Below are 17,989 nucleotides of genomic sequence, written 5' to 3' on the forward strand. Positions count from 1 at the left end.
ACCATGAAGTCATGCCATTCGAGAGGTTCACGGTGGAAGCCCGCAAGGTCGTCGTCACGGCTCAGGAGGAGGCGAGACTGCTCAAGCACCACCACATCGGCACGGAGCACATCCTGTTGGCGCTGCTCGACGCGCCGGACACGGTGGCGGCGAACGTCCTGCACCGGCTCGGGTACGACAAGAAGACGGCGCAGGCCGACATCGCCGCGCTGGTCAAGCCCGGCACGCAGGAACTGAGCGGCCACATCCCGTTCGCGCCCAGCGCGAAGAAGACGCTGGACCTCGCCCTGCGCGAGGCGCTGCAGCTGCACCACACCTCCATCGGCACGGAACACATCCTGCTCGCCCTGGTCGGAGAAGGTGAGGGCGTCGGCGCGAAGGTGCTCGCCGAGCGGATCGGTCCGATCAGCGGGATCCGCGCCGCGGTGCTGGCGTCGACCGAGGGAACTGAGGATGTCGCGGCCGGCCCTTGGCCGACCGGCACACCTGCCACCGACGACACCGTGTCCATCGCCGGCGCGCTGGCCGGCGGCGCACCGGTCGGCAGCCATCACCTGCTGGAGGCGATGCTGCGGACGGAGAACAGCATGGCGGCCAGGGTGCTGCGCGAACTCGGGGTCGACCCGGACGCGGTCGCCGCCAAGATCGACGACCTGGATCCGCAGACCACCACGGACGCGAACCCGGAGGAGACCGCCGCGCGACGGATGGAACTCCGGCTGGTCGACGACGAGGTGCACCTGATCCTTCGGGATCCGGCGACGGTCGCGCTCGCCAAGCAGGTCACGGGGCTGTCCGGCGGCCCGGTCCGGGGCGTCGGGCCGGTGGTCGGCATGTTCGTGCCGCTCTGGCGGGCGACCGGCCAACTGCTGCAGCGGCTCCAGGGTGTCCTGGAACCGGAGCCCGAGGAGGACGGCGGTTCCGCCGCGAGCAGCGCGGCCGAGGTCGTACGCAAGGTGCTCGCGCCCAGGCTTCGCCGGTGAACCGCCCCGCGTCGCTGCCGAGCGGCTCACCGTCCGGCAGCGACGAACCGGTCGTCGGCCCGACCGAGGCCGGCTCTCCGATCGGCTTCCCGGCCATCTTCCCGCCCGCCTCTCCGACCATGGTGACCGACGCGTCCGGGATCGCGGTCTGCGCGGTCCGGCGCACCGCCGGTGGTGGTCCGGGTGCGCCAGGGATCGATCTCCCGCGAACAGACGATGTCGATCTCCCGAGACCAGGCGCTGCGGTGCCTCGGAGGCAGCCATGACCATCACCGTCGTCGGAGCCGGACCGGGCGGCCTGGCCCTGGCCCGCGTGCTCCACGTGAACGGCATCGACGCCGTCGTGTACGAGCGGGAGCCGTCGCGCGGCGCGCGCGGTCAGGGCGGCATGCTCGATCTGCACTCCGGGACCGGGCAGCGGGCGTTGCGCGAGGCCGGCCTGATCGACCGGTTCCGGGCGGTCGCCCGTGGTGAAGGCCAGGATCTGCGCCTCCTCGAGCCGGACGGCACCCTGCTGCTCCAGGAGGACACGCCCGACGACGCCCCGCTCGAACGACCTGAGGTCGACCGTGCCGATCTGCGCGACCTGCTGCTGGACTCCCTCCCCGCACACACGGTGCGCTGGGGGCACGAGTTCGCATCCGCCGGCGACGGCCTGCTGCACTTCGCCGACGGCGGCAGTGCGGCGTACGACCTGCTGGTCGGCGCCGACGGCGCGAACTCCAGGGTCCGCGCGCTGCTCACCGACGCCCGACCGGCGCACACCGGCCAGAACGTCGTGGAGCTCGTCATCCCGGACATCGACCGCACCCACCCCGACCTCGCGGCGATGGTGGGGCGCGGCAACTACTGGGTGCTCGGCGACGGACGGTCGCTGTCGGCCCAGCGGAACGGCGACGGCTGCGTACGCGTCGGCCTCAGCTTCTACCACTGCGCCGGGGACTGGTTCGCGACCAGCGGCATCCCGTTCGGCGACCCGCACGCCGCCCGGCTGCGGCTGATCGAGATGTTCGCGGACTGGGACCCGCGGTTCACCGCCCTGATCGCGGCCTGCGACGACACGATCGTGCCACGGTCGATCACCACCCTCCCGGTCGGTCTGACCTGGCCGTCGACGCCGGGCGTCACGCTGATCGGCGACGCGGCGCACCTGATGCCGCCGGTGGGGCAGGGCGCCAACATGGCGCTGCTCGACGGCGCCCTGCTCGGCCTCGCACTGGCCGCGCACCCGGACGACCTTCCCGGCGCCGTCGAGGAGTACGAACGCGAGATGTTCGAACGCACCGCGGCCGCCGGTCGGCAGTCCGCGCAGGTCCAGGAAGTCCTGTCGTCGCCCGACGCGAGTCAGCGGATGCTTGCCTTCTTCCGCCCGGGCTGAGGACGACCGCAGGACCGCACGGGCCTCGCGGTCGTCCGGCCTCACCGGGCGACGCGATCACCCGCGGTGCGGATCCTCGGTGGAGCCGCAGGGCGGGCCCGCGTCCCTCGGCCCCCGCAGCTTCCCGGCCCGACCCCGACGCGTTCGGTGCTTCAGCCGACGGGACGGCCCGACCCGGGCGAGTGGAAGGCCCTCGCGCTCAGTCGGCGGCGCGGGAGTGGACGCTGACGGCGTAGCCGCCCTCCGGTCGGTACGGTGCGCCGTCCCAGGTACCGAAGCGCTGTCGAAGCGTCAGTCCGGCGTCCGTGCACCAGTCGTCGAACTCCGTCAGTGTCACGGTCGGCTCCGGCAGCGGCAGGTGGGCCGCGTCCAGTCCCATGCCGGTGACCAGCAGACCGCCGGGACGCAGTGCGCCGGACAGTTGCCGGGCGACCACCGGTCCGGTGCCGGGGGCCAGCAAGGGGATGACGTTGCCCGCGGCGAGCGTCAGGTCGAAGCCGGGTGCCAGATCGAGGCCGTCCAAGTGGGCCAGGTCACCGTGGAGCCATTCCAGCTCCGGGGCGTCGCGTCGCGCGACGGCGAGCATGGAGCGGTCGAGGTCCACGCCCGTGCAGAGGTGGCCCAGCGTGGCGAGCCGGATCGCGATCCGCCCGGTGCCGCAGCCGGCGTCGAGTACCCGTGCGGCGGGCTCCAGCAGCGCGTCGCAGAAGGTGGCCTCACCGTGGACGTCGTGGCCCGATTCCGCGAGCCGCGCGAACCGCAGGGCGTACTCCTCTCCGGCTTGTCCGCCTGTCAGTTCCGCCCAGCGGTCGCGTCGGCTGCTCATGCTCTGCGGTCCTCCACATGATCGGGGCGAGGACGGTGTCATCGCGCGTCTTCCATCGTAGGGACAGGGGGCGCGTCTCCCGTCATAGGCACGGGGTACAGGGGGGCGGGGGTGCAGGCCTCGCGTCCGCCGGGGGGCGCGGACCGCGTCCGCCGGGCTGCCACCGGGATCCGTGACCTGCCCGCTGCCGGTGGCCTCCGGCCGCCCGCGGACCGGCCTCGGTCACGGCTTGTCGACCCGGGACGGGTCCGGTTGCGGGACCGGCTCGCCCGCGGGCGCCGGAACGCTTCCGATGGAGGCGCGTTCCCCGCGCCAGGGCAGGAGGAGCGCGCTCCCCATGCACAGCACACCGGCGATGAACAGCGCGCCGCGGACGCCCACCGCTTCGGCGACGAGACCGCCGACGATCATGAACACCGCCTGGCACGTCTTCGAGCCCACCGACCAGGAGATGGCCACGCGGGACATGAACCCGTCCTGGGTGGCCTCCATGCGGTAGGTGGTGAACGACGGGTTGAAGACGCCGGCGGCGAAGAGCAGGCCGAAATCGACGGCCACGATGACGAACACGCCGACGGGTCCGGACGGCGCCAGCGGCAACAGGATCGTCCAGAGGGTGCGTGCGACGCCCGACAGCAGCAGAATCCGGCGTTGCCCGAAACGCCGGGTCAGCGGCGGCGTCAGGCGTGAACCCAGCACGCCACCCAGACACGGCAGCCCCAGAGCGAGTCCGTACTGCCACGGCGCGAGGCCGAGGTCACGCAACATCAGAACGGCCATCAGCGGCGACGTCATCATGATGGAACCGCCGAAGAGCAGGGAGTTGAAGAACAGCGCCCGCAGTCCCGGATGCCGCAGGAGGTACCGCCAGCCGGCGACGATGTCATGGCCCAGGCGGGCGGCGGCGCCAGGTGTCGGAGGCGCCGGTTCGGGCTTCCGGATACGGCGGATGCCGAGGGCGGATCCGAGGAACGACGCGGCGTCGGCCGTCATCGCGGCGGTGGGACCCAGAACACCGACCAGGAGCCCGCCGACCGGTGGCCCGGCGCTGACGCTGATCCAGTTGGTGGTCTCGAACAGACTGTTGGCACGCAGGCGGTCCTCGGGCAGGACGAGCGCCTTGAGGTGTGCGCCGCTCGCCGCGTCGAACGCGACGGACGCGGCGGTCTGGAGGATGCCCACGACACACAGCTGGGCGAAGGTGAGCACGCCGAAAGCCGCAGCGACCGGCACGCTCACCAGCACCGCGCAGCGGGCCAGATCCGCGGTGATCATGACGGGACGCTTGTACCGGTGCTCGATACGGACGCCGAGCGGCAGGGCGATCGCCGCACTGGCCACGGCGGACAGGGCGGTGAGCAGCGACACCTGGAACGCCGAGGAGTGCAACACCAGGAGGGCGACCAGCGGCAATGCCCCCATGGCGACGGCACTGCCCACGGCACTGACCCCGTAGGCGCCCCACAATCGCCGGAAGTCCTCCCCCAGCGGGACCTGCCGCCTCAATGAACCCTCCCCCGTGCGAAAGCGATCAGCGTAGTGGCTCGGAGCGCGCGCCCGCCGGTCGCCGATCCACTGCCGGAACCGCGGCACGGCGAGCCCGGAAGCGCGAGAACCCGGAGGGAGGCGGACGACGACACCCGCGCGTCGGACGACCGTGCAGCGGCGGCCTCCAGGACCCGGACAGGACCCGGAGATCGCCGTCGAGGGCGACGACGGGTCTCGTGTCCGCCCGTCGGCACCCGGCGCAGGAGCCGTCGGCGAAAAGGAAGCGTCGGCGAAGAGGGCGGTCAGGTCAGGGCCGGTCGACGGAGCCCTGGCCGGCGTCGCGCGATACCGGGCCGGGGCTCGCGGGGTCAGGCCGGAGGCGGCGGAGTCGCCGCCGGGATGTCGGCCAGGGCGATGCGGGCCGTGATGCGTTTGCCGACCGGCTGCTGCTCGATGAAGAGGTCCTCCGCGACCGCCTTGACGATCTCCAGGCCGTGCTGGCCGACTCTGTCGGGATCGGCGGGCCTGGCAGAGGGAACGGTGGGATCGCTGTCCCACACGACGACGTCCACGGCGTGCGCGGTGAGCCGAAGCTCCATCAGGACCGGGCCGGGGGCGTACTTGCGGGCGTTGGTGACCAGCTCGCTCACCACCAGCTGCGTGAGGTCCCTGGCCCGTGCGGACACGGTCAGCTGATGCTCCGCACCGGCCTGGTCCAGGAAGACTGCGGCATGATGGCGGGCGTCGGCGATGCAGCCGTCGTCTCCGCCCAGCGCGTGCCCGGCACGCATCAGGTGTTCGTCCGGCGCCGTACAACCGTCACCGTCGGCATGGGATTCCACTGGCCTCGCCCTCATTCCCCGTTTTACGCGCGCTACCCCCGATTCCGTCATACATGTCAGAGGCATGTTGTTCGGCACAGCCGCCTGAGTGTATTTGGCCGGAGCGGTGGGGCAGAATCCTCGGTGCACGCCCTGAAGCGGGGCAGTACCAGCACAGTCGAGGAGACGGTGAGCGACATCGAGCAAGCGGACCGGCCGGACCGGTTCTCCGTCGAGCATCGCGTGGTCGGCGGTGTACGTGTCGTGACGGTGCGGGGAGAGATCGACCACGACGTCAAGAGCGTCCTCGGCGACGCCCTGCTGCGTGCGGACGGCGCGACTCCGCCGTCACGCATAGTGGTGGACCTCAGCGGCGTGACCTTCATGGACTCCAGCGGCATCAACGTCTTCGTCGCCGCCCATCAGGCTGTCAGCGCCGGCGAGGGCTGGCTGCGCATCGCCGCCGCCCAGGATCCCGTCCTGCAGGTCCTGCGCCTGGTCGGCATCGACACCCTCATTCCCTGCCACCCGACCCTCGAGCAGGCCCTCGGCACCTGAGCGACCTGCCGAGGCCGACCCGGCCAACCCTCCCGCGGCGAGCGGCGGCGCCGCTCGGCCGCCGCGCGGGAGGTCGTCATGGCCGGCTCTCACCGGGACGCTGTTTCCTCGTACGCCTGCCCCGGACCGCACGGCAACCACCCGAGCCCGGATCGACGCGGCGATCTCATGGTGCGCGGCAGGCCGAGCGGCTCTTCGCCGTCCATGGTCGGCGAAGAGCCCGAGAGGCTGTCTGCCCAACCCCTCCCCTGCCGAGTCGCCCTCGCATCCCCGCTCACACGCACTCCGGCCCGCCAATAGCGGCGTTCGCTGAGCGCGTGAGAGCACACAGAGTCCCCGTGGGTACGGATCTCGGCCGCCTCGCAGGTGACAGGCGTCCTGGGCAGCGGTCGCACTGCGGAGTCGTACCGCACAGTCGTACGGCGCCGCGACGCCCGCAGGCAGACCCCTCGGCTTCGGAGGGTTATGCGGTCTCCCGGAACTGTGTGCAGCCCGCATTCCGTGTCGCGCGTGCGGCGATTCGCGTCCGGCCGGTGCGAGACGGTCCTGTGGGGTTCCGGGGTCAGCGCAGGGCGGTGCCCACGAGGGCGTGGAAGTACGTTCCACCCGGCCCGCTCATGAAAGGGGCTGGGGCGAGTCGGGCCCGGCGAACTACCACCCGAACTCAGGGGGACCGACCACTTGGGCGCCGACCTCGGCCGCCAGCCATGCGGCACGCTCGTCATGCCCGGGTCGCGCGTGGATGAATACGGTGTGCTCGGGCGCCCACTCCTCGCAGTGGATCGTGTGGCTGTTGCACGCGACCTGCAACTCGGCGTACTTGTACTCCTCGCCCAGCCCGAGTTCCGGCACGGCGGGCCACTTCATGTCGTGCCAGAGGAGGTAGCACCTGGTGATGCCCGCCCAGGTCTTCAAGGCATCGCCTGCCTGCGCCACGGTCGGGGCGGGCTGACTCACACTCGCACGTGGCCCGTCACCGGGTGCTCCGTACCACCTGACGTTCGCCGTCGGAGCGCTTTCGGTCAGGCGCCGCAGTTGGGCGTCGTCGTGCGCCCACGCATCCAGGTAGCACCCCTCGGGGTCGTACCAGGACGCGACCGACAGCAGCCTCTCCGCGAGCGTCAACGCCTCATCGAGGTCCGTGCTCCGCAGCACGGGCCAAGCCTGTGTGTTCCCCATGCGGGCATCCTGCCAGAGTGATCGTTCCACGCATCGCCGAGGGAAGCCACGCACCGCTCGGCCAGGCGGACACGCGGGCACATCGCCGTGTTGCACGCCTGCGGCCGGCGTTGATGATCCGTGCCCGCCTGCCCGGGCGCGGTGACGTGAACCTCGGACGGGTCCCCTGACCTCGCACCGATGGAAGACCATGCAGCATGGATATACGGTGGCAGAACAGGGCCGGCCGCCGACCGAGGAGCCCGAATGATCGACAGCCCGACGGCAATCGTGGAAGCGGCGTTTCGGTACTACAGGTCACAGGACCGCGACGCGGCCTTCCCTCTCTACGCCGCCGACTTCACGTTCACGAGTCCACAGGACGATCACATCGACAAGGCGGCGTTCTTCGAGCTCTGTTTCCCGACCGCCGACCGGTTCAGGGAGCAGCGGTTGCTGCACGTCATCCCCGCCGACGACGAGGTCGTCTTCGTCCAGTACGCGTATGAGCTCACGACGGGCGGCAGGTATCGCAACGTGGAGGCGATCACCGTCCGGGACGGACTCATCCGGGAGGTCCAGGTCTTCTTCGGCGGCACGGTGTGACGAGACCGGCGAACCTCCGGTGTCACAGTCCCCGCCGCCCGGATCGGCAAACGGGCGTAACCGGCGGGCCAACGCCCTTGTCGGACTGACGCTGTTCGCTGTGGGCAACCGGCCCGCAGCCGCGGCACGTCCGTGACCGCGGGCCAGTGGCGCCCGCAGGAGCGCGGGTGCCACCGGCAGTTGCGTCACCCGTGCGCGTTCTACGCGTTCGGGTCCCACTCTGCGAGCTGCTCCATCGGCTCCGTGTCGCCGGTGGTCTCCAGGCCGTCGAGCGGGACGCGCTCGTAGAAGTAGAGGACCAGTTCGCTCGCCGCGCCTCGCATCGCCATGTCGCCCGGCTCCGCGTCGGCGGCGAGGTCGTCGCAGCGCACGCCGTCGGCGTCGAGGGTCAGGCGCCAGGAGCGGCCCTCGGTCGCGTGCAGGTCGATGGTCGCCGGCTGGAACGGCCAGGGGACGTTCGTCGCCGAGACGGTCGTCAGGAACTCGTCGACGCCCTCGACCGCGACGTCCGTCGGCAGCGGCTGCGCGGTGCCCTGGGTGAGCTGGACGTCGTAGGTGTGGACGGCGATCTCCTGGATCTGGTGCCGGGCGACGGCTCCGCTGGTCTCCGGGGCCTGCGAGCGGCCCCACCAGGTCCAGCAGCCGCGGTCCGGGCCGGCCTCGCGCATCGCGTCGAGCATGAGCTCGGTCGACTCGGCGAGCCAGGCGTCCAGGGCTTCACGGTCGCGGGGCGCGGTCGGTGCGCCCTTCGGGTCCGTCCTCGCCGGGGGCTCGGCGCCCGGGCCCGCCGCGACGATGGCGGCCTGACGGCGGCGGCCGTCACCGAGGTGCTGCGCCAGTTCGCGCAGCGTCCAGTCCGGGCAGGTCGGGACCTGGACGTCAAGGTCGGAGACGGACGCGATCGCCGCGCGGAACGCGGCCGAGCGGTCTTCGATCAGCCGCAGGACCTCGGGAAACTCCAAGATGTTGTGCACTGCGGTTGTGTATCACGGCGTTCCAAGCCCCGGGTAGCGAATTTGTCGAACGGACGTGCCGACGGCCGGGCGGAACGCCGACGCCGAAGCCGTCCTGCAGCTCCTCGCGGCTCACCGACGGCGACTTCGGCCGCTACCGGGACCCACCGTCCGGGCCGAGAGCACCAGCGCGACCACAACGCCCGCTGCCGACACGCCCCTTGACCGCCGAAGCCGCTCCCCGCCATCCGCACCGCCGACCGAGGTGAGCGGCCTGCGGAGTGTGTGCGGCCCTGCGGCCCTGCGGCCCTGCGGCGCCGGCGGAGTGCAACGGGAGTCCAGACCTGTCTCCTTGACACGTCTTCATGCCTCGGACTGGGGCGTCTGCGGGTGGACCATGGTGGTGCCGTCCGGCTTTCTGCCGAAGGCGGCCTCCAGGACGGCGGGAAGGTCTTCCTCCGGGACCGTGGTGCGCACGTCCGCCAGAACCTGGGGAAACTCGTCATCGTCGATGACGCCCGAATGCTCCTGCCGGAGTCGGTGGATGATCTCGACGAGCTCCGGTCTCAGCCGCATCCAGGCACGGGAGGTACGGATCTCTTCATCGACCTGGTGCATGAACCAGCGCATGACCTCGTACGGGACGTCAGCGTGCCCTGCGTGCGGGTCGAAACACACCGTCGGGTCCCGTGCCGGATCCTCGTCGGGGACGATCGCGGTCATGAGAGTCCGTCGCCCGGCGACGAGATCGAGTTCCAGATACCAGGCGTCGTCGGGCACGGAGTACATCACGGTGATGGCGTAGTCGCCGTCGGGGTGTCGAAAGACCATTGCCGCATGCTGCCACGCCGGACTGCGGAGGCGCCTCTCCACGCCCATGCCGTCGGCGAAGGCATCGGGTGCGGGCGCAGGACCATGAGCGAACCCTCCAGGGTCGCCACCATGGCGAAGGGGAACCGGTCGGCCTCGAGGCAGAGCGCGACGTCATCGGGATGGACCCCTTGCCGCACCCCCTGGGCCAGTTCGGCGGCGGCGCGCGACGCGGCGGCGCGGCGGAGGAACCCGGCGGCGTCCGTCGCGGCCTCGGTGGTCCGCCCGGCGATGTACTGGGCACACGCCAGGTCTTCGTCTGCCCGTCCGTCCTCGCCGGTGACCACGAACGTGACGCTGTCACTCGCGCGCGCCCGCAGGAGCCGGGCCGTCGCCTCCGCCACGACGAACGCGGCGCACAGCACCAGCGGCGCGTCCTTGACCGCCAGGGCGCCGACCGTCCCCGCCGTGGTCTTCTGCACGACGGTCCGTCCGCCGAGGTCGAGAGACCGCAGCAGGCCCGGGGAGTTGACGGTGTCGAACCCGGGTGCGGGCGGACCGTCCTTGAGCGTCACCCAGTCCGGGTGGCGGGCCTTGAGCGCCAAGGCCTCGTCCAGCGACCCGGCGAGAACGATCTTCTCCGCGCCCTGGGCGAAGGCCCAGGCAGCGACGGTGAACGCGCGCATGACGTCGACCACGACCGCGACGGACGGGGCTTCGGCCAGCTCGGGGATGCCGAGGAATCGAGCGTCCATTCCGGTCATGGTCGCGCATCCCCGACCCGGAACACCCGGAGAGTGTCGCGCGTCACACCGACGGTTCCGGGGCCGAGACGCGGCGGGCGTCACCCACGGGTGTGGGCCGCCCGGTGCGGCCTCGGCCGTCCGAATCCCGGCCGATCATCCTCCGCGTCCGACCGCCGGGGACTAGGGTGCGAGGGCGGCGAGTGACCCACGAGGAGAAGAGATGATCGGTCGTCCGGGCGCGCGTTGACGTGGTGGGCCGGCATCGGCCCGTCATCGCGTGCCGCCCTTGACTGTGCGGCACAGCGAGCCTTCCCGCTCCGACCGCAGGTGCGCCCCTGGTGCGCCCGGTGGCGGGTCTCGTAGTCGGCGATCCAAGGGGCCCCTGTGCCGTCCGCTTCCTCAACTTCCGCTGCGTCCGGTTCCGTTCGGCCTGCTCCGCCGAGCCTGTGGCGGGACGGCGACTTCCGCAGGCTCTGGGTGGGTCAGACGGCCTCCCAGTTCGGCGAACACGCGACCCTGGTGATTCTGCCGCTCTTCGCCGTTCTCGCCCTCGACGCCGACGCCGGGCAGTTGGGCCTCCTCCGCGCGGTGGGGCAGGCGCCGATCCTGTTGCTCTCGCTCTTCGTCGGCGCGTGGGTGGACAGGTGGCGTACCCGCACGGTGATGGTGTGCACGGACGCGGGCCGGGCCCTGGCGCTGGGCGCCGCAGCCCTCGCCGGCCTCCTCGGCGGGCTCGGTCTGCCCGCGCTGCTCGTGGTCGCCATCGCGGTCGGGGCGCTGTCCGTCTTCTTCGACGTGGCCTACCAGGTCGCCGTCGTACGGCTGGTGACGCCTGATCAGTGGGTGCGGGGCAACAGCGCGCTCGAGGGCAGCCGGTCCGCGGCGCAGATCGGCGGTCCCGCTCTCGGCGGCGCGCTGGTGTCCCTGCTGTCGGTGCCGATCGCGGCCGCCTCCGGCGCGCTGTTCTTCGCGCTGTCGTTCCTGTCGCTCCGGCGGATCCGTCGGAGCGAGTCGGTCCCGGAGCCCTCGGGCCGGACTCGCCCCATGGGCCGCCGGATCCGTGCGGGGCTCCGATTCGTCGTCGGCGAGAAGTCGTTGCGCACCCTGTGCCTCGCCTCGGCCGCCTTCCAGTTCTCCTTCGCCGCCATGATGACCGTCTATCTGCTGTTCCTGCCACGGGAACTGCAACTGCCGGGCGCCGTGGTCGGGTTGGCGATGGCGGCGATGGGGCCCGGCGCGCTCCTTGGCTCCGTGCTGGCCGCCCGGCTGCCGAGCCGGTTCGGTCATGGCGTGGTGCTCATGTCCGGGGCGGCACTCGGCGACGGCGCGTTCCTGTGTGTGCCCGCGCTGCACGGCTCCGCCGCGGTGACCGTCCCCGTGCTCCTGGCGGTCAACCTCGTGTTCGGGGCCGGCGGTCAGCTGGTGAACGTCACGGTCATGGCCGTCCGGCAGGCGCTCACTCCGGACGACATGCAGGGCCGCGCGGCCGCGACGATCACGTTCGTGGGGATGGGGCTGACCCCGCTCGGCTCTCTGCTCGGCGGATTCCTCGCCGCGGAGTGCGGGTTGCGCACCGGCCTCCTGGTGACGGCCGTCGGCATGATGGCGTCCCCCGCGCTGATGGCTCTGTCCCCTCTGGCGCGCCTGGGAAAGGAGCTTCCTGCCCCCGTCCGGGCTCGCCGTCGCGTCGAGGACCGCCCGGCGGCCGGCCCGGTTCCCGCGGACTCGGACGGCCGGGAGGAAGCACCGGATCCTCGCCGTGGGACTCCCCCGGGGCCTTCCGGGGCCGGGTGACCTTCCCGTGGCGCGCGGGTCGCTGGGGAGCAGGGCATGCGCCCGGCTCCGCAGCCCGGGCGGCTCGTGCCCGAGCCGGCCGGAACGGCTCCCGTCCCGGCTCGGGGGTCACGGGACGGGAGCTCGTCACCTGCCTCTTCCGCACATCGCGGCCGTACGGATGCACGGGTGGCGAAGTGCCGCTCGAGAGCGCCTCAGACGGTGGAGGGGGTGAGCCGCACCGGGAGCTCGTAGAGGTCGTTCTGGGTCACCACCGGCTTGTTGCGCAGGGCCGACGCGGACACCGCCAGGTCCAGTCCGGGGAAGCGGGCGTACAGCGCGGGCAGCGCCACGCCCGCCTCCAGGCGGGACAGGGCGGCACCGGGGCAGACGTGCGGGCCGTGACCGAAGGAGATGTGCCGGGTGCGGATCTCACGGGTGATGTCGAAGTCGCCCGCCGAGGGGCCGTGCGCCTCCTCGTCACGGCCTATCGCGCCGTGGGAGACGATGAGCGCGTCGCCCGCCGGGATGACCCGGTCGCCGACCGGCACGTCCTCCGTCGCGAACCGGATCAGCACGTGCGACGTCGGCGTCGACCAGCGCAGGGTCTCCTCGATCACTGCGGACCAGTCCGCCTCACCCGACAGGACCAGGGCCCGCTGGTCGGGGTGGGTGGAAAGGTTCACGACGGCGTTGACGATCAGCCCGATGGTGGTCTCGTGGCCGGCGGCGACCATGAGCTGGAGGGTGGAGACGATCTCCTCGTCGGTGAGCCGGTCACCGTCCTCCGAGGCGAGGATGAGCGCGCTGGTCAGGTCGTCGCCGGGCTCGGCACGCTTGGCGGCGACCGTCTCGGTCATGATCCCCGCCAGTTCGACGAGGGTGGCGACGACCTCCGCGGGCGGCGTCTGGGTGGAGAAGAACTTCTCGAACAGCTCCTTCAGGCGCGGCAGCCGGCCCTCCTCGATGCCCATGAGGTCGGCGACGACGTACATGGGCAGCGGGTAGGCGAACTCCGCCTTGAGGTCGATCACGTCGGCGTCCGTGGGCAGCCGGTCCAGGAGCCGCGTGGTGAGCTCCGTGATCCGCTCCCGCAATGCCTCCACCCGGCGCGGGGTGAGTGCCTGGGCGACGAGGCCGCGCATCCGGCGGTGGTCGGCGCCGTCCACGGTCAGCATGGAGCGGCCGGGGTTGGCCAGCCCGATCAGGGGCCAGTCGGGCGGGATCTCGCCGCGCTGCCAGGCGCCCCACACGTCGATGTCCTTGACCAGCCTGGGGTCCGTCAGCAGCGCCTTGGCCTCGGCGTGCCGGGTGACGGCCCACACCGGGACGCCGCCGGGCAGTTCGACCGCGGCCAGCGGGCCCGCCGCCCGCAGCTTGGCGCTCTCCCCGTCGAGGTCGGTGACGAACGGATCCAGGGGAATCCGCAGCTCTTCGGTTCCGGACGTCATGATCAGTTGCCTCCCAGGGCAGGGGTGGGTGTGAACCGCACGGGCAGTTCCGTCAGCCCGCGCAGCCAGGGCGACGGGCGGCGGGTCAGGGAGTCGGCCGGGACGTCGAGGTCGATGTCGGGCAGCCGGTCCAGGACGACCTCGATCCCCGTCCGGGCGATCACCTCGGCGACCTCCTGGGCCGGGAAGGGACAGCGGTGCTCGCCGTGGCCGAAGGAGAAGTGGGCGTTGTTGCCGCCGGTGAGATCGTTTCCGACGGGACGCACCTGGGGGTCGGAGTTGGCTGCCTGGAGGCCGAGCAGGAGCAGGTCCCCGGCCCGGATGTGCTGCCCGCCGAGGTGGGTGTCCCGCGACGCCCAGCGCCCGGCGACGTTCTGGCTGGGAGTGTCCTCCCAGAGCACCTCGTTCATCGCCTCCGCGACGCTGTTGCGGCCGCCGAAGAGCGAGGCGGCGAACCGGCCGTCGGTGAGCATCAGCCGCAGCGAGTTGCCGATCCAGTCGGCGGTCGGCTGGTGCCCGGCCGCCATCATCACCATGAGGTCCTGGGCGATCTCCTCGTCGGTGAAGCCACCGGGGTCGGCCAGCATGCGGGAGACGACGTCGTCGGCGGGCGCGGCCCGGCGGGCGGCGAGCAACTCGCCCATCGAGGACGCCAGATGGCTCTGTCCGGCGAGCGCCCGCTCCCGGCCGTCGATCATGTCGTTGAGCGCGGTGACGAGGCCGGGGCCGTCCTCGTCGGAGAAGCCGTACAGCTGCGCCAGGACACGCACGGGCAGCAGCATGGCGTACTGGCCGATGAGATCGGCGGTTCCCTCGGCGCACAGCCCGTCGATCAGCTCGTCGGCGAACCGCTCGGCGTGGCGGCGCAGCCGGGTCGGGTCGCTCGCCTCCAGGGCGTTGCTGATCATCGCGGCCCGTTCGCGGTGCCGCTCACCGACGGTGTAGAGGATCGACGGCTGCTTGCGGCCGATCATCGGCAGCAGGGGCCAGTCGCCCGGGATCGTGTCCCACTGGTTCCACAACTCCGAGTCGCGGCTGAAGAGGACGGGATCGCCCGTGACCTGGTGCAGTTCGCGGTAGCCGAGGACGAGCCAGGCCGGGACCCCGCCGTCCAGCAGGACGGGGGTGACGGCGCCGTGCTGCGCCCGCATCTCCCGGTACAGCCTGGCGGGTTCGGTCTGGAAGCGCGGACCGCTGAGCGGAACGGCGTCGGTGCTCACACGAACTCCCGTGGTGAAGCGGCGGTGTGGGCCCTCTGCCCGGCGTACCGGCTCTGGATGTGCTGGACGAGCGTGATGAGGACCTGCTTGCTGGACTCCCGGGTGCGGGCGTCGCAGTCGATCAGGGGCACCTGCGGATCGAGGTCGAGGGCCTCGCGGACGTCGCTGTGCGCGTGGCGGGCGCCGCCGAAGTCGTTGCAGGCCACGATGAACGGCGTGCCGTGGCGCTCCAGACGGTCGATCGCGTACCAGGAGTCGTCGATGCGCCGGGTGTCGACCAGGACGACCGCGCCGAGGGTTCCGGAGAACAGCCGGTCCCAGAGGAACCAGAAGCGTTCCTGGCCGGGCGCGCCGAAGAGGTACAGCACGTTGCGCGCGTCGAGGGTGATCCGGCCGAAGTCGAAGGCCACGGTGGTCGCGGTCTTGCCGCGGATCTCGCTGATGTCGTCGACCGCCTCGCCGGCCCTCGTCATCGTCTCCTCGGTGTTGAGGGGACGGATCTCGCTGACCGAACGGACCATGGTCGTCTTTCCGACGCCGAAGCCGCCCACGACGACGATCTTGAGACCGTTGTCGGCGGTGGCACCCAAGGGGGTGCGCACGTCAGAGGTTGCGGAGTCCAACGAGCACCTGCTCCAAGACGTCGGGATCGGGAAGGGCTGAGTTGCGGGGGTGGCGGGCGCTGACCCGGCCCGCGGCGAGCAGGTCGGACAGCAGGATCTTGGTGATGCTCACCGGAAGCCCCAGCTCGGCGGCGACCTCCACCACGGCGGTGGGCGCCTGCGCCAGTCGCAGGACCGCCGCGTGCTCGGACTGCATGCCGACGGTGGGGTCGCTCTCGGCCACCACCAGCGTCACCAGGTCGAAAGGACTGTCGGGCCCCGAGCGGCTGCGTCCCCCGGTGAGGGTGTACAGCCGGTCGGGGGCGTCGTCCCTGCCGGGGCGCTTCACGCCGTGCGAGGCGGGGCCGTCAGGTGCTCGCCGAGTTGTTCCACCAGCTCGCTCATGTTGTGCCCGACGAGCCCGGGTTCGGCCTCCTCGGTGGTGACCACGGCCAGGTGCGCGCCCTCACCGGCCTCCACGATGAACAGCGTCCCGCCGTAGAACTCGGTCATCGAGGAGCGCACGCCCCCGCTGCCGTCGCCGAACTCGACCGAGGCGCCGTGCGACAGCGACTGGATGCCGGCGGCGATGGCGGCGAGCTGGTCGGCCTGGTCGACCGTCAGTTCCGGGGTACGGCACAGCTTCAGCCCGTCCCGGGAGAGCACGAGGGCGTGCCGGGCGCCCGGGGTGCGCTCAAGGAGTCCTTCTATGAGCCAGGTGAGCTTCTCGTCGGCGGTGGTCGTGCCGGTCATGAGGTGGTGTCGCCTTCCGGGTGCGAGGGGGTGGGACTGCCGGGCGCCGTCTCGGTCTGCGGGGACGGCGTGGCGTGCGAGTCGTCGGGGTCGGCCGGCAGCGGGTGCCCGCCTGTGCGCTCCGCCGGACCTGCGGCGCGCACCGCCTGGCGGAAGGCGCCGAAGCGGTTGGCGCGGACCCGGATGTCCTCGGGCGGGTCCGTGCGGCGCTCGGCGCTCTGCGCGGCGGCGCGGGCGCTCTCCGCGGCGGCCAGGGTGCGGCCGCGCCGGCGCTTGGGCAGCCCGTCACCCGTCTGCGGGGCGTCCGCACCGGTCTCCTGCGGCGTGACCTCCTCGGGAGCCGGGGCGACTTCGGCGGGGGCGGGCCTCCCGAGGTCCGCCGGCAGGGTGCGCGCCGGGGTGTTGCGCGCGGGCGGGTCCGCCGGGCGCCGCACGGGGGACGGCGCCGCCGTGAGGATCTCCTGGGGGATGAGCATGAGCACACCGGTGCCGCCCCGCGCGGAGGGCCGGAAGGACACCTTCATGCCGTGCTTGCGCGAGAGGCGTCCCACCACGGCGAGGCCGAGCCGGGTGCCGGTGAGACCGCCGAGTCCGCCCGCGTCGCCGGAGACGGCCTGTTCGGCGCGGCGCAGCTGGACGTCGCTCATGACGAGCCCGCTGTCCTCGACCGAGACGATGGCGCCCGCCGGTACTTCCTCGACGTAGACGTGCACTTCGGCGTTGGGGGGCGAGAAGTTGGCGGCGTTGTCCAGCACTTCGGCGAGCGCGTGCATGACGCCCTCGGCCGCGTGCCCGGCCACCGCGGTGTCGCTGACGGAGTGCAGGCGGATCCGCTGGTAGCCGCTGATCCGGCCCATGGCGCCGCGCAGGACGGACTCCATGGAGATGGGGCGTGCCCAACGGCGCCCCGAACGCGCGCCGGTGAGGACGGCGACGGAGTCGGCGAGTCGGCCCGCCTGCGCGGTGCGGTGGTCCAGGTGCAGCAGGTCGGCGAGGACGTCCTCGTCGCTGTGCCGTTCCTCCATGGCGCGCAGGTCGGCCAGGGTGCCGGTGGCCAGCGCCTGCATCCTGGCCGCGGCGTTGGCGGTCGCGGCGATCGCGGTGTCGCGGTCTCCGACGGCGCGTTCGAGTTGCGCGGAGAGCCTGCGGACCTCGGCCGCGAGCCGGACCCGTTCGGCCTCGGTCTCCTGGGCGCGCACGGCGCGCTCCCGGGTGAACTCCTCGGCGAGCCGGGCGCGTTCGTGTGCGGTGGCGTCGGTGTGCCGCTGGTGTTCGCGGCGCCATCGCTCCGCCTGGAGGTCGCGTTCCTGGGCGGCCCGCTCGGCTTCGGCGGTCGCCGTCCGCAGCGCGGCACGTACGGAGCGCGCGGTGCGCCGCGCGTGCACGGCGACGGTGACGGCCGCGCACAGCAGGACGGCGGCGACGGCGCCGCCGGAGCCCACGAGCGCCTGTGCCGACGCGGGTACGGAGGTGACGGCCCATACGACGGCAAGGGCGGACAGGGCAGCGGTCAGCAAGGGTAGGGGCAGCAGCGAACGTAGGGTGGATCGGTCGCCGGAAGGGGCGGGCGCGGTCATCGCTCAGGTCCTCGGGTGGCCGCTCGTGAACGCGACCCTTGTGTTGTCCTAAGGGGCAGATAGTGCTCAGAAGTCTGTAGTCGGTGATCAACCGGGCGTCACTATACGAGAGTTTCGATCACGCCGAACAGTGTTCGACCAGCACAGTTCGCAAACTCCCCCTCGAGCGCAGCGGAATGCGGGTGCGGGAGGGCTCGACTCGACGCCCTTCTGCCCCCGCTGACCAGACATTCTTTGCGCGGACTGTGCGAGTCGTGTGACAAGAGGCGGAGCGGGGCGGGCACCG

General features: G+C 72.0%; 18 protein-coding genes. 5 read left to right on the top strand and 13 right to left on the bottom strand.

All coding sequences use genetic code 11. From position 1 onward, the window contains the following. Positions 1 to 11: 11 nt before the first annotated feature. Together J2X68_RS25275 and J2X68_RS25280 are read left to right on the top strand one after the other, a co-directional pair. Positions 12 to 983 (top strand): Clp protease N-terminal domain-containing protein, encoded by a 972-nt coding sequence (locus tag J2X68_RS25275; RefSeq protein ID WP_310434865.1) that lies wholly within the window; start codon positions 12 to 14, stop codon positions 981 to 983. A gap of 262 nt (positions 984 to 1,245) precedes the next feature. Continuing rightward, positions 1,246 to 2,361 carry an FAD-dependent monooxygenase gene (locus J2X68_RS25280; RefSeq protein ID WP_310434866.1) on the top strand — a complete coding sequence of 372 codons (1,116 nt, stop codon included), beginning with the start codon at positions 1,246 to 1,248 and terminating at the stop codon, positions 2,359 to 2,361. 199 nt (positions 2,362 to 2,560) lie between these two features. Here J2X68_RS25280 and J2X68_RS25285 read toward each other — a convergent pair whose 3' ends face one another. The 3 genes from J2X68_RS25285 to J2X68_RS25295 all read right to left on the bottom strand — a co-directional run bounded on the left by J2X68_RS25285 (position 2,561) and on the right by J2X68_RS25295 (position 5,517). Beyond that, the gene (locus tag J2X68_RS25285; RefSeq protein ID WP_310434867.1) at positions 2,561 to 3,187 is read right to left on the bottom strand and encodes a class I SAM-dependent methyltransferase; all 627 of its coding nucleotides are present in this window, start codon (positions 3,185 to 3,187) and stop codon (positions 2,561 to 2,563) included. A gap of 222 nt (positions 3,188 to 3,409) precedes the next feature. Next, a complete protein-coding gene (locus tag J2X68_RS25290; protein WP_310434868.1) occupies positions 3,410 to 4,693 on the bottom strand; it encodes an MFS transporter in 1,284 nt (427 codons plus the stop codon). Between the two features lie 350 nt (positions 4,694 to 5,043). After that, positions 5,044 to 5,517, bottom strand: a complete 474-nt coding sequence (locus J2X68_RS25295; protein ID WP_399040783.1) for an ATP-binding protein — start codon at positions 5,515 to 5,517, stop codon at positions 5,044 to 5,046. Positions 5,518 to 5,685: 168 nt separating this feature from the next. Here J2X68_RS25295 and J2X68_RS25300 point away from each other — a divergent pair, with 168 nt between their 5' ends. After that, a complete protein-coding gene (locus tag J2X68_RS25300; protein WP_310434870.1) occupies positions 5,686 to 6,054 on the top strand; it encodes an STAS domain-containing protein in 369 nt (122 codons plus the stop codon). Positions 6,055 to 6,705: 651 nt separating this feature from the next. On the opposite strand, the gene J2X68_RS25305 is transcribed toward J2X68_RS25300, so the two are convergent. Beyond that, the gene (locus tag J2X68_RS25305; RefSeq protein WP_310434871.1) at positions 6,706 to 7,233 is read right to left on the bottom strand and encodes a hypothetical protein; all 528 of its coding nucleotides are present in this window, start codon (positions 7,231 to 7,233) and stop codon (positions 6,706 to 6,708) included. A gap of 246 nt (positions 7,234 to 7,479) precedes the next feature. Between J2X68_RS25305 and J2X68_RS25310 the strand changes: the two genes are divergently transcribed. Continuing rightward, positions 7,480 to 7,818 (top strand): nuclear transport factor 2 family protein, encoded by a 339-nt coding sequence (locus J2X68_RS25310; RefSeq protein WP_310434872.1) that lies wholly within the window; start codon positions 7,480 to 7,482, stop codon positions 7,816 to 7,818. Between the two features lie 200 nt (positions 7,819 to 8,018). Here J2X68_RS25310 and J2X68_RS25315 read toward each other — a convergent pair whose 3' ends face one another. The 3 genes from J2X68_RS25315 to J2X68_RS25325 form a co-directional block, all read right to left on the bottom strand. Then, positions 8,019 to 8,792, bottom strand: coding sequence for a maleylpyruvate isomerase family mycothiol-dependent enzyme (locus J2X68_RS25315; protein WP_310434873.1), 774 nt, complete (start codon positions 8,790 to 8,792; stop codon positions 8,019 to 8,021). 342 nt (positions 8,793 to 9,134) lie between these two features. Beyond that, entirely contained in the window at positions 9,135 to 9,602 is a 468-nt protein-coding gene (locus J2X68_RS25320; protein WP_310434874.1) for a hypothetical protein, read from the bottom strand. Then, positions 9,560 to 10,336 carry a 2-phosphosulfolactate phosphatase gene (locus tag J2X68_RS25325; RefSeq protein ID WP_310434875.1) on the bottom strand — a complete coding sequence of 259 codons (777 nt, stop codon included), beginning with the start codon at positions 10,334 to 10,336 and terminating at the stop codon, positions 9,560 to 9,562. Before J2X68_RS25325 ends, J2X68_RS25320 begins: the two co-directional genes overlap by 43 nt. Before the next feature lie 375 nt (positions 10,337 to 10,711). Here J2X68_RS25325 and J2X68_RS25330 point away from each other — a divergent pair, with 375 nt between their 5' ends. Then, positions 10,712 to 12,121: an MFS transporter gene (locus J2X68_RS25330; protein ID WP_310434876.1), complete on the top strand. Its 1,410-nt coding sequence runs from the start codon at positions 10,712 to 10,714 to the stop codon at positions 12,119 to 12,121. 194 nt (positions 12,122 to 12,315) lie between these two features. Here J2X68_RS25330 and J2X68_RS25335 read toward each other — a convergent pair whose 3' ends face one another. Genes J2X68_RS25335 through J2X68_RS25360 form a run of 6 tightly spaced genes read right to left on the bottom strand, consistent with a single transcriptional unit; the run spans position 12,316 to position 17,703 of the window. After that, positions 12,316 to 13,551: a cytochrome P450 gene (locus J2X68_RS25335; RefSeq protein WP_310434877.1), complete on the bottom strand. Its 1,236-nt coding sequence runs from the start codon at positions 13,549 to 13,551 to the stop codon at positions 12,316 to 12,318. A 2-nt stretch (positions 13,552 to 13,553) separates the two neighbouring features. Further along, a complete protein-coding gene (locus tag J2X68_RS25340; protein WP_310434878.1) occupies positions 13,554 to 14,771 on the bottom strand; it encodes a cytochrome P450 in 1,218 nt (405 codons plus the stop codon). Further along, on the bottom strand, positions 14,768 to 15,394 hold the full coding sequence (locus tag J2X68_RS25345; protein ID WP_399040789.1) for a GTP-binding protein: 627 nt from the start codon (positions 15,392 to 15,394) through the stop codon (positions 14,768 to 14,770). Before J2X68_RS25345 ends, J2X68_RS25340 begins: the two co-directional genes overlap by 4 nt. Next, positions 15,375 to 15,722 (bottom strand): DUF742 domain-containing protein, encoded by a 348-nt coding sequence (locus J2X68_RS25350; RefSeq protein ID WP_307167251.1) that lies wholly within the window; start codon positions 15,720 to 15,722, stop codon positions 15,375 to 15,377. The genes J2X68_RS25345 and J2X68_RS25350 overlap by 20 nt, the downstream gene beginning before the upstream one ends. After that, a complete protein-coding gene (locus tag J2X68_RS25355; protein ID WP_020126464.1) occupies positions 15,719 to 16,126 on the bottom strand; it encodes a roadblock/LC7 domain-containing protein in 408 nt (135 codons plus the stop codon). Before J2X68_RS25355 ends, J2X68_RS25350 begins: the two co-directional genes overlap by 4 nt. Next, on the bottom strand, positions 16,123 to 17,703 hold the full coding sequence (locus tag J2X68_RS25360; protein WP_310434879.1) for an ATP-binding protein: 1,581 nt from the start codon (positions 17,701 to 17,703) through the stop codon (positions 16,123 to 16,125). The genes J2X68_RS25355 and J2X68_RS25360 overlap by 4 nt, the downstream gene beginning before the upstream one ends. Positions 17,704 to 17,989 lie beyond the last annotated feature (286 nt).

Source organism: Streptomyces sp. 3330 (assembly GCF_031456635.1).
In the GTDB taxonomy this organism is placed as follows: domain Bacteria; phylum Actinomycetota; class Actinomycetes; order Streptomycetales; family Streptomycetaceae; genus Streptomyces.